Annotated in this window: 24 protein-coding genes; 13 read left to right on the forward strand and 11 right to left on the reverse strand. The window is 49.9% G+C overall.

Translation table 11 applies throughout. From position 1 onward, the window contains the following. Nucleotides 1–372 precede the first annotated feature (372 nt). Both HA49_RS04025 and HA49_RS04030 read left to right on the forward strand, forming a co-directional pair. Nucleotides 373–1395, forward strand: coding sequence for an LLM class flavin-dependent oxidoreductase (locus tag HA49_RS04025; protein ID WP_038020648.1), 1023 nt, complete (start codon nucleotides 373–375; stop codon nucleotides 1393–1395). 358 nt (nucleotides 1396–1753) lie between these two features. Beyond that, nucleotides 1754–2044 (forward strand): putative quinol monooxygenase, encoded by a 291-nt coding sequence (locus tag HA49_RS04030; protein ID WP_038020902.1) that lies wholly within the window; start codon nucleotides 1754–1756, stop codon nucleotides 2042–2044. 56 nt (nucleotides 2045–2100) lie between these two features. Here the strand turns inward: HA49_RS04030 and HA49_RS04035 are convergent, their stop codons facing one another. The 4 genes from HA49_RS04035 to HA49_RS04050 all read right to left on the reverse strand — a co-directional run bounded on the left by HA49_RS04035 (nucleotide 2101) and on the right by HA49_RS04050 (nucleotide 5331). Further along, nucleotides 2101–3315, reverse strand: a complete 1215-nt coding sequence (locus HA49_RS04035) for an MFS transporter (RefSeq protein WP_052752426.1) — start codon at nucleotides 3313–3315, stop codon at nucleotides 2101–2103. A gap of 119 nt (nucleotides 3316–3434) precedes the next feature. Then, a complete protein-coding gene (locus HA49_RS04040) occupies nucleotides 3435–3836 on the reverse strand; it encodes a RidA family protein (RefSeq protein ID WP_052752427.1) in 402 nt (133 codons plus the stop codon). A 29-nt stretch (nucleotides 3837–3865) separates the two neighbouring features. Continuing rightward, on the reverse strand, nucleotides 3866–4810 hold the full coding sequence (locus HA49_RS04045) for a PDR/VanB family oxidoreductase (RefSeq protein ID WP_038020650.1): 945 nt from the start codon (nucleotides 4808–4810) through the stop codon (nucleotides 3866–3868). Then, nucleotides 4810–5331: an MOSC domain-containing protein gene (locus tag HA49_RS04050; RefSeq protein ID WP_156994543.1), complete on the reverse strand. Its 522-nt coding sequence runs from the start codon at nucleotides 5329–5331 to the stop codon at nucleotides 4810–4812. Before HA49_RS04050 ends, HA49_RS04045 begins: the two co-directional genes overlap by 1 nt. A 149-nt stretch (nucleotides 5332–5480) precedes the next feature. On the opposite strand from HA49_RS04050, the gene HA49_RS04055 reads away from it, so the two are divergent. After that, nucleotides 5481–6416 carry an NAD(P)-dependent oxidoreductase gene (locus tag HA49_RS04055; RefSeq protein ID WP_038020652.1) on the forward strand — a complete coding sequence of 312 codons (936 nt, stop codon included), beginning with the start codon at nucleotides 5481–5483 and terminating at the stop codon, nucleotides 6414–6416. Nucleotides 6417–6578: 162 nt separating this feature from the next. On the opposite strand, the gene HA49_RS04060 is transcribed toward HA49_RS04055, so the two are convergent. Then, on the reverse strand, nucleotides 6579–7388 hold the full coding sequence (locus tag HA49_RS04060) for an IclR family transcriptional regulator (protein WP_038020653.1): 810 nt from the start codon (nucleotides 7386–7388) through the stop codon (nucleotides 6579–6581). Between the two features lie 356 nt (nucleotides 7389–7744). Then, a complete protein-coding gene (locus HA49_RS04070; RefSeq protein WP_156994545.1) occupies nucleotides 7745–8197 on the reverse strand; it encodes a DUF4865 family protein in 453 nt (150 codons plus the stop codon). Nucleotides 8198–8756: 559 nt separating this feature from the next. Here HA49_RS04070 and HA49_RS04075 point away from each other — a divergent pair. The 3 genes from HA49_RS04075 to HA49_RS04085 all read left to right on the forward strand — a co-directional run bounded on the left by HA49_RS04075 (nucleotide 8757) and on the right by HA49_RS04085 (nucleotide 12610). Then, nucleotides 8757–9344, forward strand: a complete 588-nt coding sequence (locus tag HA49_RS04075) for a sorbitol dehydrogenase family protein (protein ID WP_038020656.1) — start codon at nucleotides 8757–8759, stop codon at nucleotides 9342–9344. Nucleotides 9345–9551: 207 nt separating this feature from the next. Beyond that, nucleotides 9552–10937 carry a c-type cytochrome gene (locus HA49_RS04080; RefSeq protein ID WP_046791756.1) on the forward strand — a complete coding sequence of 462 codons (1386 nt, stop codon included), beginning with the start codon at nucleotides 9552–9554 and terminating at the stop codon, nucleotides 10935–10937. A gap of 41 nt (nucleotides 10938–10978) precedes the next feature. Continuing rightward, nucleotides 10979–12610, forward strand: coding sequence for a GMC family oxidoreductase (locus HA49_RS04085; protein ID WP_038020657.1), 1632 nt, complete (start codon nucleotides 10979–10981; stop codon nucleotides 12608–12610). Between the two features lie 82 nt (nucleotides 12611–12692). Here HA49_RS04085 and HA49_RS04090 read toward each other — a convergent pair whose 3' ends face one another. The 4 genes from HA49_RS04090 to HA49_RS04105 all read right to left on the reverse strand — a co-directional run bounded on the left by HA49_RS04090 (nucleotide 12693) and on the right by HA49_RS04105 (nucleotide 17632). Further along, the gene (locus HA49_RS04090; protein ID WP_038020907.1) at nucleotides 12693–13916 is read right to left on the reverse strand and encodes a c-type cytochrome; all 1224 of its coding nucleotides are present in this window, start codon (nucleotides 13914–13916) and stop codon (nucleotides 12693–12695) included. After that, nucleotides 13916–15676 carry a GMC family oxidoreductase gene (locus HA49_RS04095; RefSeq protein WP_038020658.1) on the reverse strand — a complete coding sequence of 587 codons (1761 nt, stop codon included), beginning with the start codon at nucleotides 15674–15676 and terminating at the stop codon, nucleotides 13916–13918. Before HA49_RS04095 ends, HA49_RS04090 begins: the two co-directional genes overlap by 1 nt. A gap of 4 nt (nucleotides 15677–15680) precedes the next feature. Next, complete coding sequence (locus HA49_RS04100; protein WP_038020659.1) at nucleotides 15681–16430, reverse strand: gluconate 2-dehydrogenase subunit 3 family protein; 750 nt, start codon at nucleotides 16428–16430, stop codon at nucleotides 15681–15683. Nucleotides 16431–16738: 308 nt separating this feature from the next. Then, nucleotides 16739–17632, reverse strand: coding sequence for an EamA family transporter (locus HA49_RS04105; protein ID WP_038020660.1), 894 nt, complete (start codon nucleotides 17630–17632; stop codon nucleotides 16739–16741). A 121-nt stretch (nucleotides 17633–17753) separates the two neighbouring features. On the opposite strand from HA49_RS04105, the gene HA49_RS04110 reads away from it, so the two are divergent. The 4 genes from HA49_RS04110 (at nucleotide 17754) to HA49_RS04125 (ending at nucleotide 21921) form a co-directional block, all read left to right on the forward strand. Then, nucleotides 17754–18455, forward strand: a complete 702-nt coding sequence (locus HA49_RS04110) for a nitroreductase (protein ID WP_038020661.1) — start codon at nucleotides 17754–17756, stop codon at nucleotides 18453–18455. Next, the gene (locus HA49_RS04115; RefSeq protein WP_052752428.1) at nucleotides 18452–19609 is read left to right on the forward strand and encodes an AMP-binding protein; all 1158 of its coding nucleotides are present in this window, start codon (nucleotides 18452–18454) and stop codon (nucleotides 19607–19609) included. Before HA49_RS04110 ends, HA49_RS04115 begins: the two co-directional genes overlap by 4 nt. Next, a complete protein-coding gene (locus HA49_RS04120) occupies nucleotides 19606–20724 on the forward strand; it encodes a thiolase family protein (protein WP_038020662.1) in 1119 nt (372 codons plus the stop codon). The genes HA49_RS04115 and HA49_RS04120 overlap by 4 nt, the downstream gene beginning before the upstream one ends. A gap of 417 nt (nucleotides 20725–21141) precedes the next feature. Continuing rightward, complete coding sequence (locus HA49_RS04125; RefSeq protein WP_038020663.1) at nucleotides 21142–21921, forward strand: hydroxypyruvate isomerase family protein; 780 nt, start codon at nucleotides 21142–21144, stop codon at nucleotides 21919–21921. A 56-nt stretch (nucleotides 21922–21977) separates the two neighbouring features. Here the strand turns inward: HA49_RS04125 and HA49_RS04130 are convergent, their stop codons facing one another. Then, a complete protein-coding gene (locus tag HA49_RS04130) occupies nucleotides 21978–22883 on the reverse strand; it encodes a LysR family transcriptional regulator (protein ID WP_038020664.1) in 906 nt (301 codons plus the stop codon). Nucleotides 22884–23000: 117 nt separating this feature from the next. On the opposite strand from HA49_RS04130, the gene HA49_RS04135 reads away from it, so the two are divergent. The 3 genes from HA49_RS04135 (at nucleotide 23001) to HA49_RS04145 (ending at nucleotide 25221) form a co-directional block, all read left to right on the forward strand. Next, nucleotides 23001–24248, forward strand: a complete 1248-nt coding sequence (locus tag HA49_RS04135) for an alpha/beta fold hydrolase (protein WP_038020665.1) — start codon at nucleotides 23001–23003, stop codon at nucleotides 24246–24248. A 177-nt stretch (nucleotides 24249–24425) separates the two neighbouring features. Next, entirely contained in the window at nucleotides 24426–24716 is a 291-nt protein-coding gene (locus tag HA49_RS04140) for a type II toxin-antitoxin system TacA family antitoxin (RefSeq protein ID WP_038020666.1), read from the forward strand. Between the two features lie 7 nt (nucleotides 24717–24723). Next, on the forward strand, nucleotides 24724–25221 hold the full coding sequence (locus HA49_RS04145; RefSeq protein ID WP_038020667.1) for a GNAT family N-acetyltransferase: 498 nt from the start codon (nucleotides 24724–24726) through the stop codon (nucleotides 25219–25221). Nucleotides 25222–25227: the final 6 nt, after the last annotated feature.

Here is a 25227-nt window from a genome sequence, read left to right on the forward strand (position 1 = left end):
TTTGGCTACGGCGCTATTTTCGTTGTCTTAATATAAATATTTCATATATATCAGTAAGTAAGAAATTTAATCTCTCCGATGGATATCGTAAAGTATCCGGATAACCTGAGGGTTTTAAAGTAATATTCTGATTAGTAACCTTTGGCATGATAATCTGGTGATCTGACTCATTAATGAAATAATCGTCGGCAGGATGTGGCAAGGGGAGCGGTGGGAAGCAGTGTCGGTGGCTAGTCAACTGCGGGCAGGAGTTACATTAATGGCACTGGAAATCCACTTCAACCTTATTCAGGTCTATACTGCGAATACCTGCTTGCTGACTACTCAGATGTCATTTCATATGACGCAAATCTACTATCAGGCGCTTATGCTATGAAAAAAATAGGATTTTTATCTTTTGGTCACTGGACACCTTCGTCCCATTCAGCTACTGCCAGTGCCGCAGATGCACTGACCCAGTCCATCGATTTGGCGGTTGCCGCCGAAGAAATCGGTGTGGATGGCGCGTACTTTCGTGTTCACCATTTTGCGCGGCAACTGAGCGCACCTTTCCCGTTGCTGGCGGCTGCCGGTGCCCGTACCCGGAAAATTGAAATTGGTACCGGGGTGATTGATATGCGTTATGAAAATCCACTCTATATGGCCGAGGAGGCTTCGGCTGCGGATTTGATCAGTGGTGGCCGGTTACAACTGGGCATCAGTCGCGGTTCAGGTGAGCAGGTGATTGATGGCTGGAGCTACTTTGGCTACCGCCCTCAGGAAGGTGAATCCGATGCTGATATGGGCCGCCGCCATACCGAGGTTTTCCTCGATGCACTTCGCGGAGAGGGATTTGCCAAACCCAATCCCCGGCCGATGTTCCCGAATCCACCGGGGTTACTGCGTACGGAACCCTTTTCTGAAGGACTGAGAAGCCGTATCTGGTGGGGGTCTGGTTCGAATGCCACGGCGCGCTGGGCAGCGGAGCAGGGCATGAATCTGCAAAGCTCAACTCTGAAAGACGACGAAACCGGCGAACCCTTCCATGTGCAACAGGCTCAGCAAATCCGTATCTACCAGGATGCCTGGAAGCAGGCCGGTCATAGCCATACTCCGAGAGTGTCGGTGAGCCGGAGTATATTTGCACTGACCAACCAGCAGGATAAAGCCTACTTCGGCGGTATGTCTCAGGGCGGCGATCAGATTGGCTATCTGGACGAAAACACCCGTGCGATTTTCGGGCGCAGTTATGCCGCAGAACCGGATAAACTGATTGAACAGTTAAGAGCAGATGAAGCCATTGCTCTGGCGGATACTTTGCTACTCACCATCCCTAATCAGTTGGGTGTTGATTATTGTGTACATGTGATGGACTCCATTCTTAAACATGTTGCACCGGCCCTGGGTTGGCGTTAATTCTCCCCGGAGTTATTTACCGCAACATTGCGTTCATGTTCAGTGTTGCGGAATTGATTTCTGCTTGCAGCTGAAAGGGATGGCATGATAAATCGATACTGATATAGCCTGAATGCCTGGAGTATTGCCCACGATTAACAAGGATTACTGTTCCGGAATATAGAACAGGGTGACGTTAAACGATTATATATCTTTTTGCAATCCCACTCTGCTTATAAACATTATATCCCCTCTTGTTTCTTCTAATGTTCACTAATTGTGAAATATGACCATTAATAAAAATTAACTGACTAAGTTGAGCTATGAACTATACTTCATCAGGTAGTACTGGTATTTACCCTACTTTATGGAGAATTTTATGATTACTTTGAATGTATTCTTTAAGGTTAATCCACAGAAGAAAAGTGAATTTCTGAAAGAGCTCACACATATGGTGACTGAATCAAACAAAGAATCAGGCTGTGAGTTTTATAAATTATGGCAGGATAATGCTAATCCTGATTTCTATGTCCTGATCGAGCACTGGAAAGATAAAGAATCACTGGGTGGACACCAGAAAACGCCACACTGGCAACACTTTGATGATGTGGTGAATAGTTACCTCACCGAACCTTATGAAGAACATCATTACAAAGAGATTGAACAGTAATTTTTTGCAGGGAGCTCTGGCTCCCTGCAGTTATTCTCTTATTTTCTGTACAACGGTTAATTTCTGAATCTGATAAATTGTGAGCAAACCAGATACACTGCGGCACAGACGGCATAATAAACTAACATAGCTTGATAGCCGTAATGTTGCACAATGATTCCTGAGGCAATACCTACTGTCGCTCCACCTATTTGTCCTGCAAAATTCAGAACGCCACCTACAAAACCAAGGTTCTTATGTGAAGTTATCATTCCCGGTATCAACCAGTAAAGTCCGCCAAACATTTCAAAATAAAATCCCAGGCAGATTATAGCTACGGCCAGGGTTACACTGTGTATATAACCGATAGAGGCCAGAGAGGCGAGGGAGACAACGCCCGATACCAGAAATAAGATTCTAAGTACCCGCGGGAAGATTAATTTTCCCCGAAATTTATCGGAAATAAATCCACCGCTTATTTCTCCCAGAGTGCCAGCCAGGAAAATGCAGAAGGTTGCTAGTCCGGAATACTGCAGACTCAGTCCTCTTTCATGTACCAGGTAACTCGGTCCCCATGTTACCAGGCCAAAGAAAACCATAGCGAAACCTATGCGGCCAAAAAACATAAATACCAATGAAACAGTATCCAGTTTTCTGTCAGTATCTGCCTGTTGATTCACTGAAACACTCACAGGGCTTAGCGGGGCGGAGATAACATGCAGCTCATGTTCCGTAATATTAGGGTGCTGATAAGGGAACTCTTTGACTTTGCGAAAGACGATATAGGCAACAATCATACTGACTATGCCAGTAACAAGGAATGCGGCACGCCATGAGCCAAACCAGACGATTAATGAAGACACTATGATTGCGCCGACAGCGGACCCGAGTGCAGCACCGCTATCTATTAAAGTGATACCCCGGCTTTTCTCCTTATCGGGTAACCATTGGCTAACAATCTTGTTGGCGGCGGGCATAAACGGGGCTTCAAAAGCCCCCAGTCCAAGCCGGCTTAAGATAAGTGTAAATCCTCCCATGGCCAGACCCCCAATAGCTGCAAATACTCCCCAAAATATAGAGGTCACTCCCAGAACTTTTTTGGCTCCAATCTTATCAACCAGATAGCCGCCAGGTAACTGAAATGCACAATATGCCCAAAAAAATGAGCTTAATATGATCCCCTGAACCTCCGGAGATAAATTAAATTCTTTAGTGACATCCGGCATTGCAAGAGACAGAGAGATCCTGTCAATACAGTTAATAGTGTACAGGATGAAAATTAATGAAATCATTCTCCAGCGGATACTGTACTTTAGGGCACTCCTGGTGCTGCTTTCATAAGTTAGTGACATAATTCAGGCCTCACATTAATGAATTACCTGGTAGAGAGGTTTGATTTGTTATAATTTATTTAAAGATCGATTAAGGCGAAGGCTTCTGCTTCAAATAATAAATCAGGATGCGCAAGAGCAGAAACCTCGACGAATGTATTTGATGCTCTCATTGTTGGTGGCATAATTTCTTCGCGAATCCTTCTCATTAGTGGAAGTGCGATTGTAATATCAGTTGCGTAATACGTTATTTTAGCCACATGCTGCCAGTCAGTATTAAGATATTTGAGGCAAAGCTCAAGGTTGTGATAGACCTGGCGAATTTGTGCTTCCATATCACCAATGCCAATAACTGAGCCTTGCTGATCGACAGATACCTGACCCGATATAAATGCTGGTATGCCATTTCCTGAAACAATATGAGACCAGCCATTTCCTGCAACCAGTCCATCCGGTTGAATAATATGGTTAATGTTTTTCAAGTTTCCTCCACGGTAGTTAACGTAATTAATCAGAGTGAGTTTATAACTATTATCCCTTTACCACGTGAGACGCAGGGAGTCATTAATGTTTTCCTTTCTTCTTCTGTCAGACAATGATCCTTGTGCTGAATTTCTCCGGAAATGATATCAATAATACAACTCCGGCAGGTGCCCGCTTCACACGAATAATCAATATCGACGCCATCATCGAGTAATACCTGTAACAATGTTTTTTCCGCAGTGACTTGTAATGTATGCCCACTGCGAGGAATTTCAGCAATAAAGGGGTCACCCATAACCCCCTCCGGAGCAGGAGGTGCTGAAAAGTTCTCGGAAAATGTTGTGCCAGAAGGCCAGTGGTGACAAGCCTCAGATACAGACTGATTAAACCGTACTGAACCACAGTAATAAAGTGCAGTATCTTTGGGGCGCACACTTAATAAATGATTAATGTCCAGTCGTTCACCTTCCTCAGAGCAGTGCATTATTACATTGACGGGTAATCTACTGAGCTCATCCAGAAAAATAGCCTCTCGCTGATGACGGACACAATAATGAAGTGTCATTTTCTTATCTTTGTCTGCGAGTTCATAGATAAAACTAAGTATTGGAGTAATGCCAATCCCACCAGCAATAAATATATACTCTGAAAACAATGAGCTGAGACTAAAGTCTGGCTGTGGATACGAGATAAAATAGTGTTCATTTTCCCGAACATACTCATGCGCGAATTGAGAACCGCCTCGACCTGATGGCTCTAATTTTACAGCAATACGATAACGTCGCGGATCACGGTGATTACATAAAGAATATTGGCGACTAAGACCTTTTTTCATTCTGAATATGATATTTGAACCTGCGGTACAGGCAGGGAAGAATTCCCGATCTGCCGGGGTGAATTCAATTGCTTTAATATCAGGTGAAAGAGTGGATATTTTATCGACTCTGACTTTCATTAGCAGTCGCACTGTCATTATCTGGCCTCTTTTATCTCATCACCAGGGTAAATAATCCCACCGGTTAAAATTTCACAATTTAAACCTGAGCGGCCAAGCAGAGGCTCCATGACAGGCTTATCGATCAATCTTTCCAGGTATCGACAGGGGTGGTTTAGTTTAGTGGCGAGAATAATCACGGTACTTCCGATTGAAATTCTTTTGCCGACGAGCAGGTTAAGATCTATGCCTTCGGTAATAATGTTTCTCCGGCATTCCCGGGCACTAAAATTTATCCCTAACGTCTGACTAATATCGGTAAGAACTTCGTCAGCAATCAGTGTGAGTTGATGTTCAGGTTTCGGTCTGTCTGACCAGCGTCCTTCTTGTTTTGCATATCTGTCTCCCTCGATTCCTGTGCCTTTTATTAGTCTTACCGATGCTTGCTGCTGCATTTCATGTGCTGCAACTTCTGCGGTAAATAAACTCAATACTCTGCCCGCGAGTAATGTCATTTTTCCTGATTCAGTTGGTTGATCAGTAAGTCCGACTGCAGTCATTGATTACTCCCTATATAACTAATGATTTTCACTAAACATCGTGCTGAGTGCTGCAAAAATTATATCGACGCTGGTTCCATATGTGGTTTATAGTTCCAAATGCTGTACTAAGCAATCGTTCATTTAGCCATCGGTAAGAGGAAATAATTATGGATAGTGCAACAACACAGGTTATTACTGTGCCGGATAAGTCTTTGGCTGAAGTACTTCAGAGGGATGATGGGAGGGTCAATATCGTATTTTGGCCTGATGGAAACGAACTGTCTGAAGATATCAGGCAGGTAGTGACAGGGGTGGTATTACCCTATCAACACGATAGCCATACTCTGCATGTTTTAAATAATTTGCCCGCATTGAAATGGGTACAGACACAAAGTACAGGTTACGATAATGTGCTGAACTGCCTTCCTACAGGAGTAAAATTATCAAATGCAGCAGGTGTCCATGCTGCGTCAACAGCGGAGCTGGCTATTGGCCTGGTTATTGCCTCACTCAGGAATATCGATATCGCAGCAAAGGATATGTTGCAAGGAGTCTGGCGTGAACAACGGCATAAATCATTGCAACACCGTAAGGTTCTGGTCTTAGGGGCCGGAAACATTGGTGACGCTATTGCCAGTAGGTTAATGCCTTTTGAAGTGATTTTGTCACGGATCAGCAGGACGGCAAGAACAGATGAAATCGGTGAAATCATGGGGTTTGAAAAGTTAACTGACTGTCTGCCTCACGCGGAAATCGTCATACTTGCTCTTCCTCTGACCGGGGAAACGAAGAGCCTGGTAGACCATAAATTTTTATCCCTGCTACCTGATGATGCTTTGTTGGTCAATGTTGGAAGAGGAGGAGTCGTGGTTACAGACGATTTGATCAATGAACTGAATACAGGGAGACTGCATGCCGCGCTGGATGTGGTAGATCCGGAACCCTTACATCCTGATCATTCTCTCTGGGAATGCCCGAACCTGTTAATCACTCCCCACCTTGGCGGCAATACCACAGCATTTGTTCCCGGAATACGAAAGCTTCTGACAGATCAAATTGCCCGATTGAACAACAGCCAATGCCCATTAAATCTGGTTAACTGACTAACTGACTAACTGACTAACTGACTAACTGACTAACTGACTAACTGACTAACTGACTAACTGACTAACTGACTAACTGACTAACTGACTAACTGACTAACTGACTAACTGACTAACTGACTAACTGACTAACTGGCTTCTGTTCCTTGATGGAACAGGGGCTCAACTATTCTGCTGTATGTCAATTCTGGTATGCAGAGGATTACCCAGCAATGCCGCCAGAGTATCCAGCTCGGATAACAAACTATTTTTTCGTTTGTCATCAAAAGTAACGGTTACTGAACTGACTGATACCCCGAGTTTAGGACCATTGATTCCGCGGGAGGGTACAGCAATACCCAGGCATACCACCCCCAAAGCACTTTCCTGATTTTCCAGCGCAAATCCCTGTTGCCTGATGACAGGAAGTTGTTGCTTTAAATCAGTGACCGTTTGTATCGAGAATTCAGTCAGTACCGGGAGCTGTTTGACTCCGGTATACAGGAGGTCAACATCCTGAGTATCGAGTTTAGCCAGCATGGCCTTACCTACGGCACAAAGTGATGCAGGCATACGATCGCCAATACTCGGAGTCAGGTGGTTTGCAGCATGTCCTTCAAAACGGGCAAGATAGATAACATCTGTTTTATCGAGTAACGCAATTCTCACCGTTTCAGTGCTGAGTACCGGAGAAGCTTTACAGAAACGATAAAATTCCTGAACAGTATCCAAACGGTTCAGATATGAGCTTGCCAGACCGACAAGTTTACGGCCCAGCATATACCCTTCCGCGGTTCGGTGAACCAGGTCAGCATCTTCCAGACTACTTAACAGATGTGCCGTCGATGACTTTGCCAGGTCGAGGGCCACAGATATTTCGGTCTGGGTCAGACAACCTGTTTTAGATGATGCAAGCAAATCAAGGATTTTCACTGCCCGGGTAATCGCCGGAGAACGGGAGTTTGATTCTTTTTTGTCAATATAATCAGTCATATATGCATAGCCTGCCTCTCAGACTGCTGCCATTACAGGTGAGAGCATTGTGAAAGTAATTATATAACGCATGCTAACATAACCTGCTGAGTCCGAAACTGTTTTCATAGCAATGGCTGATGTTTTTTGATAGCCAGTCAGAGTAAATTCCCGGATAACCTGAATCCGGGCTTATTGTTCTGCTTTTTCGCTGAGAGTCGCGGTCAGTATTGGTTTGTTAAACAGTACGAAGACATTACATTACTCCGCCTGGTTAACAAAAATATAGGGGCTGTATATATATACAGTGTCGTGCATTTTGCATATTTTATGCTATTTACCTGGCGCAACAGGCGATTTATTCAACAGTTTTTGCCTTAAATCTCACCATTGACCAGTGCGCCTTGTGAAATATAACCAATACAGTAGTTTTCAGCCTGTGGCTGAGGTGAATCCGTAAAAGCCACATTCAATAATTCACGACGACTGATATCCCATCCGGCAAGCTGCCCGCTAAGCGGCAGTTGCGAGAGGTCGCTGTCGTGGGCGAGGGGACGGGTCGTCACCGACAGATATTTTGCTGAACCGAGCAGGGAGGTCTGCGGGACTCGCAGGGAAAGCCAGTAGCGGATATCGGGCCAGCCAAAACTGTTGACTGCGGCGGCGAACAGCGGCCCGGTCAGAAATGCATTCATCGCCTCGCTGTTTTCCCAGGCATAGAGCGGGGCGTAACAATTGTGGGCCCCGGGTTGTAACGGCTGGTTAAGGCAGCGGTATAACCAGCTTTTGAATAGTAAGACTGGAAGGGATTCGCGCGGCAGTTCAGCCAGGCCCGGGAATTACCCTCCGCAGTTGTCCGGGAATGCCTGATTCATTAAAGTTCGGCCATCCGCATCTGCCGTCACCCGAAAAATTGGGGATAAGCCTCCGGAGAAATGTGAATACCAGGGAAAATCAGGCGGCCTGTGATCTCCTCAGTACACTGATCGTGAACTCGTTGTCTGACCTTCATTAACGGACGTATTGCTAAAGAAGTGATTAGCCAGTCTGCATCATCACGGCAGTGAATATTTTGGTCGTGCGCAAATAGATCACAGAGTGTTGAATACGGCCTCTGTGAAAGTGAGTTATCACATAAGCGGTCATGTTGTGGGCCGTATTTTTTATGTTGATGCTCACGGTCACGTAACTACTTCAGTCTGAACACTGTTACCCGTAACCTTATTTTCACAACCCTCCAGTTTATTTAACCATAAAGTGTAATTATCTCTATGCATTTGTAAATTTTTAGTTACTTTTTGAGATTTCCGCTGTCGTTGAACGTTAGTATAAAGTTGCGTGAGCACTGTCGTCGCGGACAGACAATAACATAACGCATTAAGGAAATTTATGAATAACCCAAATACACATCAAACACAGCCTGAGCTGAGTGAAGAGGGGTTGCGTCGCCGGAAGCTATTCGGACAGACGGGAGGGCTGGTGGCTTCCTTTGCTATCGGCTCGGCGATTGCAGGCAGCACACTCAGTAATGGTGCCAGTGCGGCAACTACTGTTGCCGGGCCAGATACTCAGACTCTGAATCAGTTTATGAAAACCTCCCGTCTTCTTACCGGACACCAGAACCTGGATATGACCCTCGGCCAGCGTCTTTATGCGGCATTCAGCGAGAAAGATCCACAGTTCACTACGCAACTGGCGGCGCTTAATCAGTGGATTGCCGATAAACAACCGGCAGATGTAGAAGCGCTGGACACTCAGCTGGCAGGACAACCGTTACATGACCTGATGATGTCGGTGATTAAAGGCTGGTACCTCGGGGTGATTGATGACAGTCACCATGCCAAAGTTTATGCCTATCAGAATGCGCTGATGTATCAGGTACCACGCGATGGCATGGTCATTCCCACCTATGCGCATAACGGACCGGATTACTGGACTGCAGATCCGCCGCCGGTTGACCGACTTCTGAATTTTTAAAAGGAAAACAGCGGGTTAATTATTATTTAACTAATTCTATGGCATTTTTTGTCTGCTATTGTTACCGGTAACAATATGGGGTAGCAGAATTTTTCCGGAGTTAATGTGAAACAACAACAAAAGCTATTCACAGGTAAAACGGCTGGTTTCCGCCGAAAGCTTCTGAGCCTTTGTCTTGGGCTGAGTGCATTAAGTGCAGTGCCGGCGATGGCCGCAGAACAGGTACCGGTCAGCCAGCCCTCAGTGGATCACAGTGATGATGCACTGCTAAAACAAGGGCATTATCTGGCCATTGCTGCTGACTGTGCTGCCTGTCATACCGATCCTGAAACCAAAAAGACCTTTGCCGGCGGTTACGCTATCCACTCCCCGATGGGGGTCATTTATTCCACCAACATTACTCCTTCGCGACAGTATGGTATTGGTTCCTACAGCGAGGCGCAGTTTGAACAGGCGGTTCGTCATGGTATCCGCGGTGATGGAAGCCATCTCTATCCGGCCATGCCCTATACCTCCTATTCAGGGCTAACGGATCAGGATATTCATGCGCTGTATTACTACTTCACCCACGGGGTTAAACCGGTAGAACAGGCCAATCGCCCGACCCAACTGAGCTTTCCGTTTAATATCCGTGAAGCCATGTGGGGCTGGAACCTGCTGTTTCTGAAACAGAAACCGTACCAAAATGATCCATCACAAAGCCCTGAATGGAACCGCGGCAAGTACCTGGTGGCTAATCTGGAACACTGCGGGGAGTGTCACACCCCACGTAATACGCTGATGGGTAGCGAAACCGGGTCTGCGCAGTACAGCGGGGCGGCCCTGGGGAGTTGGTTTGCCCCGAACCTGACTTCTGACCGCCTGAGCGGGCTGGGTAGCTGGCAGCGTGATCAGCTGATTACCTATCTGAAAACTGGTCACGTAGCTGGTAAAGCTCAGGCCGCCGGACCGATGGCGGAAGCCATCACCAACAGTCTGCAATATCTGAGTGATGACGATATCGGCGCCATTGTGACTTACCTGCAAAGCCTGCCACCGGTCAGTGAGCCAGACCAGGCAAAAGCCACCGGTGATTTTGGCAGTCCCGCAGGCAGCAGCTCAGATTCAGAAGTTCGTGGTACTCAGCCCCTGGGTTCTGCATTACCGGACGACATGACCGGTAAAGCGCTTTATGACACCACCTGTGCCAGTTGTCATCAGTCTTCAGGAGCAGGTACCGCGGATAATTTTTATCCATCGCTGTTCCACAATACGGCCACCGGCGGGAATACCCCAAATAATCTGGTCTCCGCCATTCTGTTTGGTGTGCAACGTGAAGTGAATGGTAAACAGGTGCTGATGCCGGCTTTTGGGCCTGGCTCAGACGTACAGTCACTGAATGATGAACAGGTTGCAAAACTCAGTAATTACATCTTCAGACAATTCGGCAATCCACAGTTATCGGTGACCGCTGATCAGGTGAAAACGTTGCGTGAAGGTGGTACGCAGCCGTTCCTCGCCAAATACGCTGCCGCAGGATCGGCAGTGGGTGGAGTGATCCTGTTACTGATTATTGTGCTGATTATTGTCCGCATTTCGCGCAAACGTCGCTGAAATTGCCGGGATTTTTGAATTTGTAGTCTTTAGAGGTGGTTATGTCTGAACAATATAGCGCAGATGTGGTAGTCGTTGGTGGCGGCATTTGTGGTGGGACGGTTGCAAAAGAACTGGCAGAAGCCGGGTTATCCGTACTGGTGCTGGATGCAGGCCCTCGTTGGGAAAGGGGCGAAGTGGTAGAGAACTGGCGAAATCTGCCGCCGGTGAATAAATCTGAATCTGATTACGCGACGCCATATCCGGCGGAACCCTGGGCAGTTCACCCGCAACTTTATCCGTATAACAATTATCCGGAAGTTTCGGGCCCGGATGCATCGGCATTTCGTCAGGGTATGGTCAAAGGCGTCGGTGGTACCACCTGGCACTGGGCCGCTTCATGCTGGCGTTTCCTGCCGGCAGATATGCAGCTACACACCACCTATGGCGTAGGCCGTGACTGGGTAGTGAATTACGATGAACTGGAAGATTATTACTATCGGGCAGAGGTGTTGATTGGCGTTAATGGTCCTAACGATACGTCACTGAAGTACGTTGCACCGCGCAAAAAACCGTTCCCGATGGAGCCTATGCCTTATGGTCCTGCCGACCGCAGGTTCACTGAAGTGGTGGCAACCGCCGGTTATGAAAATACTCCGGTTCCCCAGGGGCGTAACAGTCGACCGTATGACGGACGTCCGCAGTGCTGTGGTAACAATAACTGTATGCCTATCTGCCCGATCGGCGCGATGTTCAATGGTATTCACAGTATTATTAAAGCCGAAAAAGCGGGCGCTAAGGTTCTGCCGAATGCGGTAGTGTATAAGTTTGATACCGATGAAAACAACAACATCACGGCGTTGTACTACTACGATCCGGACAAGAATTCTCACCGCGTAACGGCACGAACCTTTGTACTGGCAGGTAACGGAATAGAAACCCCTAAATTGCTGCTGCTGGCGGCTAATGACCGTAACCCAAACGGTATCGCGAACAGTTCAGGCATGGTGGGGCGTAATATGATGGACCACCCGGGAATTCTGATGAGTTTCCAGTCGGCAGAACCCATCTGGACCGGGGGTGGTTCAGTACAGATGAGTTCCATTACTAACTACCGTGACGGTGATTTCCGCCGTGAACATGCGGCAATCCAGATTGGGATGAACAATACATCCCAGAACCATAAAGCGGGTGTGAAAGCGTTGCAAATGGGGCTGGTGGGTAAAAAGCTGGATGAGGAGATTCGTCGACGGGCTGCCTGTGGGATGGATATCTATGTGAACCATGATGTGCTGGCAAATCCGGACAACCGGCTGACCCTCAGTACGGTTCACAAAGATAAACTGGGCATTCCGTATCCTCATGTCACTTATGACGTGGGGGATTATGTACGTAAGGCGGCGGTCTCTTCCCGTGAGCATCTGATGACTATCGCCAAACTGTTTGGTGCGACAGAAATCGAGATGACTCCGTACTTCAACCCAAACAACCATATTATGGGCGGGACTATCGGCGGGCATGATCCTAAAGATTCGGTGGTGGATAAATGGATGCGTACCCATGATCACCAGAACCTGTATATCGCCTCTGGTGGCGTGATGGCTGCGGCAGGGACGGTTAACTCAACCCTGAGTATGGTGGCCTTATCATTGCGGGCTACTGACAGTATCAAACGCGACCTGCAACACGGTTAAGACAATACCTATAACAAAGGCCCCGTTTCGGGGCCTTTTGGTGGTCATGGGTAGCACTCTTTCCGGGAAAGAGGCTGACTGATTACTTCTCTAAAGTACTGCGCATATTTTTCACATCGCTGGCGGTCACAGACGGCGCTGCATTGCCCCAGCTGTTGCGGATATAGGTCAGCACGTCGGCGACATTCTGATCAGTCAGGTTCCAGCCAAATGCCGGCATGGCCGGAGCGGTTGGCGCCGCTGCGGTCCCCCCGGCACGGCTGCCCGCCAGCACCACATGAATCAGTGAAGCAGGATCAGCGGCATTAACCAGTGGTGCATTCGCCAGTTGCGGGAACAGATGCGAAACACCCTGGCCCTGTGACACATGGCAGGCACTGCAACGATCGGCGTAAATCGCTTTACCATTTACCATCTGGCCATTATCCGCAGCCAGCGGTTGGGGTTTAGTGCTGTCATTTTTAAGCGATTTCAGATACACCGCCGCGGCATTAAGATCATCATCTTTCCAGTACTGGGTCGAATTCTCTACCGCTTCAGCCATTGGCCCTGAGGCTATATCGTATTTGTTGGCACCGGTTTTCAGGTATTCGACAATTTCCTGTTGGGTCCACTTTCCAATACCACTATGAGTATTGGCGGTAATATCTGGCGCGAACCAGACACCCAGTGAGCCACCTTGCAGGAACTGACTGTCTTTATCGCCACCCAGCATGTTTTTAGGGGTGTGGCAGGTGCTGCAATGCCCCAGTCCCTGAACCAGGTAGGCACCCCGGTTCCATTCGGCTGATTGCTTAGGATCCGGCTGGTATTCACCTTCGGTGAAGTTCAGCATATTCCAGACATGCAGCGAGGTACGAATATTGAACGGGAATGGCAGCTGATTGGTATTAACTACCCGGCTCACTGGCTCGACCGTCTGCAGATAGGCCCACAGTGCGCGGTTATCGTCGGTAGTGACTTTGGTATAGGCAGTGAACGGCATCGCCCCATAGAGTAAGTGGCCGTCGCGGCTGTGGCCCTGACGCATTGCATTCTGGAAATCTTCGAAGGTCCATTTTCCAATGCCAGTTTCCGGGTCAGGGGTAATATTGGCACCTAGCAGCTTACCAAAGGGGGTATCAATCGCAACCCCGCCGGAGAATAAAGGATGCCCTGGTTCTGTATGACAGGCGGTACAGTCACCCAGCTGGGCAATATAACGGCCTTTACTCACTAAATCCCAGGAATCAGCACCACTCTCGGCCTGTGCGTAACCCGCGGTCAGCAACAGTAAACTGCCGGCGGTCAGCATTAATTTTTTCATCATACCATCATCTCCCCGGGCTGTTTCAGGTACTGGGTACGGATATAGTGAGCGGTACGGAAGGCAAGGGCGCCGACTGTCCCGGTCGGGTTATACCCGGGGTTGTTAGGAACCGCAGAAGCTCCTACCACAAACAGGTTGGGGATATCCCAGACCTGACAGAATTTATTGACAGCACTGGTGGAGGGGTCAGCTCCCATGACAAAGCCACCGACCACATGAGATGACTGGTAGTCATTATTGGCCCACGGAGCGGTACGCGGTTGCTTCTGGATCTGTACCGGGTTCATACGTAACGCAATTTCACCGACCTTATCAGTAACGTATTGCGCCATGCGCATATCGTTGTCCGGGAAGTCGAAGGTAATGCGTAACAATGGACGGCCATGTGGGTCGGTATAATTTGGGTCGAGGGACAGGTAGTTAGTGCGTTGCGGGTAACTGCTCGCCTCACAGCCAATGCTCATATTGGTCAGATAGTGCTCCGCGGTCGCTTTCTTCCATGCCGATCCCCAGCGTGGGGTACCCGGCGGGACCGGACGTGAGGCAATAGGTGCGGCGCCAATCGGTGTCACGCGGGTCGAACCGCCGCCGACAAAGCCTAATCCTGAGTGGTCGAAGTTATCGTTGTTAAATTCGTCGATACCCATCCCGATGGCACCGCCACCGATAAACGGGTTAAAGATCTGATCTTTGAAGAATAAACGGACACCATTCGCCGTCTGATAGCAGTAATTACGTCCGGTGGTCCCTTTACCGGTGACCGGGTCATAAGGCACACCCACATTCGACAGCAGCATCAGACGCACATTTTCAAAGGTAAAGGCGGCCACAATCACTATGGAAGCGGGCTGTTCATAACGTTCGCCGTTACTGTCGATATACACCACCCCGGTGGCTTTTTTACCGCTACTGTCTTTCAGAACTTCCAGCACTTCACAGTTGGTGCGTGCTTCAAAGTTTGGCATGTTAACCACCGCCGGTAACACATTGACGATAGCACTGGCTTTCGAATAGTTCGCACAGCCATAGTTAGTACAGAAGCCACAATAGGTACAAGGCCCCATGGTCACACCATACTGGTTGGTATAGCTCTGAGAGGCGAGGGCAGAAGGGACGTTAAAGGGTTTATAGCCCATCTCAGTGGCAGTTTTGGCAAATAAAGTCTGCGCGATGGTCTGAATATTGGGCGGGTTAGGATAATCACGGGTGCGTGGTCCTTCGAACGGATTCCCCCCTTCTATAATCTTACCCTGAATATTCCCGGCTTTACCGGAAATGCCGGCCACCTGTTCAAAGGCGTCATAAAAGGGTTCCATCTCTTCCCAGGTGATACCCCAGTCCTGCAGAGTCAGGGCCGGGTCTACTTCCTTGCCATAGCGTTCGCGCAGATGACTGGCCAGCCGGAAATCAGCAGGCTGATAGCGGAAGGTGAGGCCCGCCCAGTGGTTACCGGCGCCGCCGGTACCGTTGCCGGGGTGGAATGAACCCCAGAAACGCATCGGCAGTGCTGTTTCAGAAGGATTATTACGCATGGTACAGGTGTTCTGTGCAGGCCGTAGCATCAGCTCTTCACGGGCGTTGTAGCGCAGTTCATCAGGCGCTGTAGCGACGTTAAAATCTCTGGCGGTATCCCGCCACGGGCCGCGTTCCAGCCCAATAACATTCAGGCCCTGATCACAGAGTTCTTTGGCTAAAATCGAACCGGCCCAGCCGAGGCCAACAATTACCACATCGGTGGCAGGTAATTTTTTTGTCATTGTCTTATACCTTAGCGTTCCAGGCGGCGCTGCCCATGATGGAAATCGGGACTAAATCCAGTTTCTGGTCGGTTTTGGTCAGATAGTCACGGTAGTCATAACGGGCGCCAGGGAAACCAATCATTTTCCAGCTCACCATATTGCGGTTTCCGCCATACACCGGATCGGAAAAGAAACCTTCCATGGTATTGGTCAGCACCTGATCGAAAAACATCTTGCCACTAATGCCGGTGAGATTGATTTCTCCCTGTTCCAGACCCGTCAGCACTTCATCCCGGGTGGCGCTATCCAGTTGGCTAAACGGTTTCTGGTATTTTTTCTGACAATACTCTGTGAGTCCGGCCAGTCCGAGACGGTAACGTTCCCGTGGTACTAATGGAGACTGATCGCCCTGAGCCGGAGTTCCTTGCTGAAACGGGCCCCGCATATAGTTGCGGCTGGCATCGCCGTAACTGCCTGCCAGTTGCCGGTCAATAAATACCGTGCAGCCGGCATCTTTGCCGCTCACTGACAGTTCATCGGCAGGGATCAGTTGGCTGACAATGGCATCCACTTCGGTGGCTTCTTCCTGAGTGAGGAATTTAAGGCCCGGAGTAGCATCAGTGACAGGGCTGTTATGATCAAACAGCATCCAGCGGGGGATACCAGTGATAGTCGTGGCATTGGCACCACCGACCGCGGCTACGGTCAGGCCTGCAGCAGAACCAGAGAGCAGCCGTCGCCGGCTAATCCCTTTTGATGAAGGGTCAGACATTTGATACTCCTGTGTCGACATTGCACAAATCCGGAAATATCCGGAACGAAATAAAACGTGGTTTGTAAACCATCTTCAGTAAATGTTAATTTATATTTATCTGTTTGTGTAATTTATTTGTGCAAACGAACGGAATAACCCTCTGTTCCATTGAAGGCAGTGGCAATGATAGCCCGGGGACCGGTGGAAAAATAAAGACCAGGCCGCGATTAACAGCGGTGAAGGGAGGAAGGTTACGGAGAAAATCAGGCGGTTGGGAAAGATGCAGAACAAAGCAGGCACAGCAATTGCTGCTGTGCCTTGTCAGCTCAGTCAGGCTGAGGCACCGGCTGAGGAGAAGAGGAAGAGCGTGGCCGTGTTGGGTGGCGGTAATTAATGCCAATGGCGATGGCGATTAAACAGCAACCCGCGACCAGCCGTAGCAGCGGCACATCGTTCCCCCATAGCAACATATTAATAATCAAGCCGACCGGTACATGCAGTTCGTTAAACACCGACAAAGTCGCTACCGATACCAGGGTACTGCCTTTTGCCAGCCAGTAGCTACCCAGCGCGGTAGCGACCACACTCAGGTAGATCAGCACTGACCATTGCGCGGTGGTGTGTGGCAGATGGCCTTGCTGACCAAAGAAATAATAAAGCGGTCCGGTAATACAGATGGCACCAAGGAAAAAATGACCAAACAGCCTGGGTAATGCGACTTCCGGCTTGTATTTCAACAGCAGGCGACGACATAGTACCTGACCGGCAGCAAAGGTCAGATTAGCCAGCTGTAATAACCAGAATCCCTTCCAGAAATGACCGGTCAGTGGGTGATAGTGGATGACAATCCCTCCGGAAACAGCAAACATTGCCGCCAGCAGTGTCCACGGGTTAAAACGTCGTTCCAGTGCATTATTAATCAGGCTGATATACAGCGGGGTCTGGGTGGTAAACAGTAACATCTCTGGTACCGTCAGCATGGTATAGCTCTGATATGACAGAGCATAAGTCACCCCAAACTGGAGTGCTCCGGCAATCCACAGACCTGCCACCAGTCGTGTCGGGAGATTGCGCCAGACCATAAATGGCAGGAAAATCAGGGTGCCTGCCAGGGTCCGGATAAACACGGCAAAATAACTGTCGACCTGGCCCGCCAGGAAATGGCCGGTCAGACTGAAAGAAGATCCCCAGAGGAAGGTAACGATCGCAAGATACCACACAGACTTGTAAACCTATAAGCATGAATTTAGTTTACGATTATAATGAGACTCTTCACTCCTGTGCAAGTGTCCGGTATTCTTTGCTGCTTATTGTTATGTTCCTGGTCCAGGTTGTCCTTTGATGCAAAACTCAGATAATTCACTGCCGGCGTTTCTGGCTAACCGCTCTTCCTGCCGCGCGTTTTTACCCGATCCTGTGAAGCTGTCTGATGTGCAGATAATGTTGAACGCGGCACGCAGTGCCCCCAGCGGTGCCAATCTGCAACCTGGCGCGTTTCATGTCTACACCGGCCAGCCGCTGGCATCACTGACTCAGCAACTCTCCCACATTGCACAGACAACGCCGGTAGAAAAAGAACTCTACAGCTACTTTCCGCAACCGATGTCCGCAATACTGAAACAAAGACAGCGTGATGCAGGTTACGCGCTCTATCAGGCGCTTGGTATCGAAAAACGCGATATTGCCGGACGTCGTCGTCAGTTTGACGCCAATTATCGCTTTTTTGACGCACCGGTAGGTATTGTGGTCACTATTCAGCGTGATATGGGGGCCGGTTGTTTTATGGATCTTGGTATGGCGCTGATGAACTTTTTCCTGACTGCCGGTCATCTCGGTTATGGCTGTTGCGGTATTGGCGCACTGGCAAATTACGGTCGGCATATTCATCAGTGGCTACAGTTACCTGATGAGCAACTGGTGGTATGCGGGATTGCACTGGGTAAGGCCGATCCTGAGGCACCGGTTAATCAATTTCGTACCGGACGGGCAGAGTTAGAAGAATTTAGTACCCTGCACGGATTTTCCGCTCAGGAGGCAGAGTGACAGTTATTTCACCGAACAGTATTAGTTTCCATGGTCAGCCGTTGGCAGCGAGTCAGGGAGAACAACCTGATGCTCTGCGTCGTTTGCTGGCCGCCTGGCAGCAGGGAACCACCTTCCGTGCCATCAGCCAGGCTCCGTGGATTGAAGCAGGTGACGGCGAGCAACATATTGAATGTACCACCTGTGGCAGCAGCGGATTACCCAAAGTCATTCGTCGTCACCGCCTCTCCTGGCAACGTACCTTTGAGATCAACCGGCAACTTTTTAATCTGAGTCCGGTAGATCGCAGTGCTGTGTTTGGCGGGCTAAATCACTCATTGTCACTGTACGGGGTGTGTGAATCGCTGGGACTGGGAATAACCGTCGAGGTGATGGCGGGTATGCGGCCGCGTAATCAGGTCAGATTACTGGCTGAAGCTGGAGTCACGGTGCTCTATATGACCCCGACACAACTACGTCTGCTGACCAGCCGTGGTGATGTCCTGCCGAAGATCCGTTTGATTCTGTGTGGCGGTGGAAAGCTGGACAGTAAAACGCGGCAGCGGGCAACAGAATGCTTCCCGGAAGCGGCAATACATGAATTTTATGGAGCTTCTGAAACCAGCTTCATTACACTCGCGGACCAGCAGACACCGGAAGGGTCGGTAGGCAAAGCTTATCCCGGGGTGACGATTGAAATCCGCCATGCCCATCAGGGTATTGGTGAGGTGTGGGTCAGCAGCCCTTATCTGTTCCGTGGTTATTCGCTGGGTGGCAGCAGTGAAACCCGCTGTGACGGTGACTTTATGACGGTCGGCGAGCTGGGTTGGCTGGATGAACAGGGCTATCTCTGGCTGGCTGGTCGCCGCAGTCGAATGGTGACGATTGCCGATCAGAATGTGTTTCCTGAAGCGGTCGAAACCCTAATTAGCCAGAGGCTGGAACAGGGCGCTGTCGCGGTGATTGCCTGCCCGGATGCACAACGTGGCCATTTGCTGCACGCATTTATTCAGGGAGAAAGTGATCCGCAACTGGAAAAGCAGTTACGCAGTGATATCACCCGGCAACTTGGCAGTGCGATGGTGCCACGACATTTTCATTTTCTGGCGGAGTTTCCGTTACTGAATGGCGGTAAAGCTGACCTGCAACGTTTAACGGCGCTGCTGAATTTATGAGCGTCATTATCGCGTCATTACGAACTGCAGTGGTTCCGCGTGGCGGAGCATTCAACGAATTAATGCCCCATCAACTGGCAGAACCGGTGATCCGGGCTCTGTTGCAACAGACCGGGATTGCCCCGGAAGACGTATCGCAGTTGATTATGGCTAATTCATTGGGGGCCGGGGGAAACCCTGCACGGGTCGCCGCCCTGGCTGCTGGTCTGGACCAGCTTTCAGGGCTCAGTATTGATACTCAGTGTGCCGGTGGGCTGGACGCGATAGCGCTGGCGGCGGCTCTGGTTGACAGCGGGGCAGCAGAGATTGTGATTGCCGGTGGCGCAGAAAGTTACTCACGCCGCCCATTACGGGCCAAAACTTATGCCGACCAGCGCCCCGCAGAATTCTATACCCGGCCGCCATTCGCGCCGGATCCTGACCAGGATCCGGATATGACCGTGGCTGCCGCTGAACTGGCCCAACGTTATCAGTTGACCCGGCCTGATCAGGATGACTATGCGGTCAACAGCCACCGTAAAGCGTTAGCTGCAGCAGAATGCTTAACCAAAGAGATTGTGCCACTGGCCGGGGTGAGGGGGGATATCTACCCCCGGAATCTCAGCCTGCGTCTGGCACAACGCACACCGGCATTATCCGGCACGGTCAGCTTAGCCTCCACCGCGGTGGAAGCCGACGGGGCGGCTTTTTGTCTGGTCGTGTCTGACAGAACAGCCGCCAGTCTGGGTTGTCGGTATGGCTTGTCGGTCACCGGTTATCAGACACTGGGGGCGGATCCGCGGTTACCGGGCTATGCCCCGGTGGAAGCTATTCGACGGTTGTTGGAACGTTATCCGCAGTATCAGCCACAACATTGTCTGACTGAAATGATGGAAGCCTATGCGGCACAGGCGATGGTATGTATTACGCAGACCGGTTTGTCGATGGATAACGTCAATGTCGGGGGCGGGGCGCTGGCCAGGGGACACCCGATAGGTGCCTCAGGAGCCATTCTGGTGTGCAGAATGTTTCATGAACTCCGCCGTCGTGACCAACGGAGTGGTTTATGTGCTATCGCTGCGGCCGGGGGACTGGGCTCAGCTATGCTGTTGACCCCGCGGGCAACGGTGGGTTAGCCGGTATTGTTGCCGGTTACCCCACGCAGGTTCGTCCGGGTCAGGTGCTGACGTAATAATCAATCAGTGCGATAACTGTTTTCACTGGCCCCCCTAATAAATACAACTTTCTGTGATCAGACCCAGGTTTTTTTAGTTCAGGGTGATTGCTTTGTGGTTGTTAATTAAAAGTTATGCGCGGAATCACATAATAGGTGTGCAGAGTTTTACCGGCAGTGCTTTCAACCGTTATTGTTCATATGAACAATAAATAAACTTATGTTCATCTGAGTTTGGCGGTTTAGCAGGTTACCTGTGGGGGTGGAGCTCTGTCGATGCCACGGGAACGGAAAAAAACCGCCTCTCAGATGAGTGCTCAATGGTGCGGTCCCGGCTTGAAGGTTGTGAGTGGGGACCGGTAAGCAGAAGGAAACCCTGATGATCCGCATCGCAGCAAACCTGACCATGCTGTATAACGAATATGATTTTTTTGACCGTTTTGCAGTGGCCGCCGAAGATGGTTTTCAGGCGGTAGAGTTCTTTTTCCCCTATCCCTGGCCGGCTGAAAAAATCCGACAGGCACTGGAAAAGCATGATCAGCAACTGGTGTTATTTAATATGCCACTGGGCGACTGGGATGCCGGTGATCGTGGCTTCGCCGGGCAGGCAGGGCGGGTCGATGAATATCAGCAGGGAGTCAGTCTGGCCACAGATTATGGACGGCAGTTACATCCCCCGAGGATCAATTGTCCTTCCGGTCCGGCAGAAGATACCCCTGAATCCTGGAGTACCCTGAAACAAAACTTTGAACATGCCGCAGAAAGCCTGAAAGCGGAAGGGATCCGCATGGTGGTGGAACCGATAAATCATAATGACGTTCCCGGGGCTCTACTGTCAGGTACCGGACAGACGGTGCGTTTTCTGGATAGCCTGAATACTGACAATCTGTGGGTTCAGTATGACCTCTATCATTCTCTGCGCGCCGGTGAAGACCCGTTTAAAGTGTTACCGGCGTTTATCGACAGGATTGACCATATCCAGATTGCCGATGTGCCAGGCCGTCATCAGCCAGGTACCGGGGATGTGGATTTTGAGAAACTCTTCTCACTGCTGGAACAGCTCAACTATCAGGGCTGGACCAGTATGGAATATCATCCGCAGGGCGATACCCGACAGAGTTTTTCCCGTCTCCGGGAGATGGGATTACTGCCACGCTGACTGCCAGGGGCATTCCGGTCTGCTGACCTGAAGTCTGCGGTCGCCGGGCGCATGCGTCAGCGCGGAAAGCCCGGTTTACCGGTGATGGCTTGCGCCGGGTCTGAAGCCATCACCTCCAGCAGAAAGTCAGCCACTGCCCGCACCCGTGCGGATTCCAGCAATTCGCCGTAACTCACCATCCATAATGTTTCACGATAAATCTGCTGTCTGTCGCCAGCGGCCTGCAGTTGTGGGTAGTGGCGGGTGACAAAATCCGGGAGTACCGCCACGCCCAGTCCGGCATTTACGGCAGATAACTGGTGGTTCAGGCTGGTGGTGACCAGAGCAGATTCAGCCTGTGGAAAATGTTCACTGACCCAGCGGGCCGATGGCAGATGCTGCCAGGCGCTGTCCCAGCAGACAAACTGCCACTGTGTCTCTGACGGAGAACGATGCAGGTAATCCTGATGACCCAGTACCGACCAGCAGATTTCTCCGGCACGTCTCACCTTCAGGGTATTTTGTTGTGGCCGTACCATCCGTAATGCCAAATCAGCATCATGACGTGACATGGATACCTCAGCAATGCCGGTGATTATCTCCAGCCTGATTCGGGGATACTGGCGTTTGAATTCGGGTAATGCCGGAATAATCAGCTGGCTTGCCAGTAAATCGGTGGTGGCCAGCCGGACGTTACCTTCGGGGCGCCGGTCAGTACCGGTCAGATGATTCTCCAGCCGCAGAATACTCTCTTCGGTCTGCTCCGCGTACTGTAACAGTTCACGGCCGGACTCAGTCAGGTAATAGCCGGACTGATGGCGGGTAAACAGGCTGACCTGTAAACGCTGTTCAAGCGACTGGATGCGCCTGGACACCGTAGACTGACTGACATGAAGTTGGGCAGAACTTTTGGTCAGGCTCTGGCTGCGGGCTACATTAAGAAAAAAGCGGATATCATCCCAGTCGGGAGCGGAAGCCGGCATGCTGTTTTCCTTTTATGGAAAATGATTTGCTGATAGTAGTGGTTTTTCTCCGTAAATAGCAAACATATACTTTTCGTCATCCACTGATGGCAGATTCGACAACGAAAGGGGTTATGTATGCAGGCAACAATTACCGGGAAATTTACCGACAGCCGGCAGGTGGCCGAGAACTGGTTCAGTGCTTTTGCCGCAGGAGACATCAGCAGGCTGACAGGGTTGCTGAGCGATGATGTGGTATGGCATGTGGATGGCGACCCCGGGGTGAGCACTGTCGGATTATTACAGGGCAGGGAGAAGGTTGTCACCTGGCTGAAGAGTTTCCCGCAGAACTTCCACGCCAGGGAGTTTGTTATCAGCCATTATTATGGTGATCAGGAAAACGTACTGGCTATTGGTCGTTTCCGCCATACTATTTTATCCACCGGCCAGACCGTTGGCAGCGATATGGTGATCCATTTTACGGTCAGAGATCAGCAGATTTGCCGTTATCAGATTTATGAAGATTCACTGCTACTGAAACAGGCATTTACTGTGCAGCAACAACCTGTCCATCAGCAGGTTCGGTTAAACGGTACGGTTTACCGTTATCTGGATATCGGAGAAGGGCCGATACTGTTGTTTGCGCACGGGTTGTTCCTGGACGGCCAGGCTTTCCGCGCACAGTATAAAGTTCTGAGCCAGAGCTACCGTTGCATAGTGATGGATATGCCGGGCCACGGACAGAGTAGCCATTCTCCTTCCGGCTGGACGCTCAATACTATTGCCGAAGATTTGGCGCTGATGATTCAGGAACTGTTTCATCGCCCGGTGACCTTTATTGGTCAGAGCCAGGGAGGAATGGTGGGAATCCGGCTGGCGGCACGATTTCCGGAACTGGTGGAACGGATGGTTCTGATAGGTACCAGTGCCCGGGAAGAGCCTGAATTCAGAATAACAGACTGGCAGTTACGCTGCGAAATTCTGCAAAACGGGACACAACAGCAACGCAGTCAGCTGTTTGACCGGATACAGCCGTTGCTCAACAGTCGCCGCTGGCTGGAACAGTTTCCACAGCAGGCTGCAGATGATCGCCAACGGATGTTGCACCAGGACCCGCAGGCGATGGCATTGGCACTCACCGCAGCGGTGTTTACCCGGGGAGATATACGTTCACTGTTACCAGATATCACCGTGCCGGTACTGGTTATCTGTGGTGAGGATGATCCTGCGACACCGCCTGAACTCAGTATGGAGATCGCTCACTCGCTGGTTTCATCTGAGCTGGCACTGCTGCCTGAGACCGGACATCATCCGATGCTGGAATCCGCAGGACAGGTGACGAGCCTTATCCGGCAGTTTTTGGAAGGCCCCCCCCGTTCAGCCTGAACCCCGGAGACATAAAGTGCGCCAGCTTAAATCGGTTATTGATAGCAACGCTGTAGCGCATTACAATTCATGTACGGAGTTTATCCGTACATTTCTGGGCGGTTTGTGATGCGACGACTAATGCACATAGTAAGTCATGTCAGCCAAACCTCAACAGCGTAAACCTCCGGAGTGCTTATGACCGCCGTAAAAAAAGAAAGAATCGATTTAAGATTAAACACCGAGACCAGAAGTATGATCGAGGAAGCTGCGGCAATGAATAACCAAAGTATTACCCAGTTTATGGTTGAAAGCGCCGCAGAAAGAGCCGAACTGGTTATGGAAAGACATCGCAGACTGATTCTTAGCGAAGAATCATGGAATCTGGTGATGGAGGCCATTTCCCACCCAACAGCACCTAATGAGCGTCTGAAACGAGCTGCTGAACGCCTCGCATCTATGGAGCAGCAAGGTGACAGTAAATTATAAAATAGAGATGATCAATGAGGCTTTTGAGTACGACCTGAATACCTTCAGCTGCGGCGAACAAAGCCTCGATATTTTTGTCAGACAACACCTGTTAAGACAGCATCAAAGAAACATTCTTCGCGGGTATGTTCTTATCGCCGACGACCATAAGCCAAAGATAGTGGGGTACTATACGCTTTCAGGCAGTAGTTTTGAGAGAGAGTCTTTGCCTTCTAAAAGCCAGCAGAAGAAAATCCCTTATTCTAATGCTCCGGCGATAACTCTGGGCAGACTTGCGATAGACACTTCGCTTCAGGGCAATGGCTATGGTGCAATACTGGTGGCGCATGCAATGAAAGTCGTGTCAAAAGCTTCTGACGCGGTCGGGATACACGGTATGTTTGTTGATGCCCTGAATGAGGGGGCCAGAAAATTTTACCGCCAACTGGGCTTTACCGAACTTAAATCGCCTAATGAAAATTCATTGTTTATCTCAACTTCGTCGATAAAACTCCTCTATCCTTAATGACTC

This window comes from Tatumella morbirosei (genome assembly GCF_000757425.2).
In the GTDB taxonomy this organism is placed as follows: domain Bacteria; phylum Pseudomonadota; class Gammaproteobacteria; order Enterobacterales; family Enterobacteriaceae; genus Tatumella; species Tatumella morbirosei.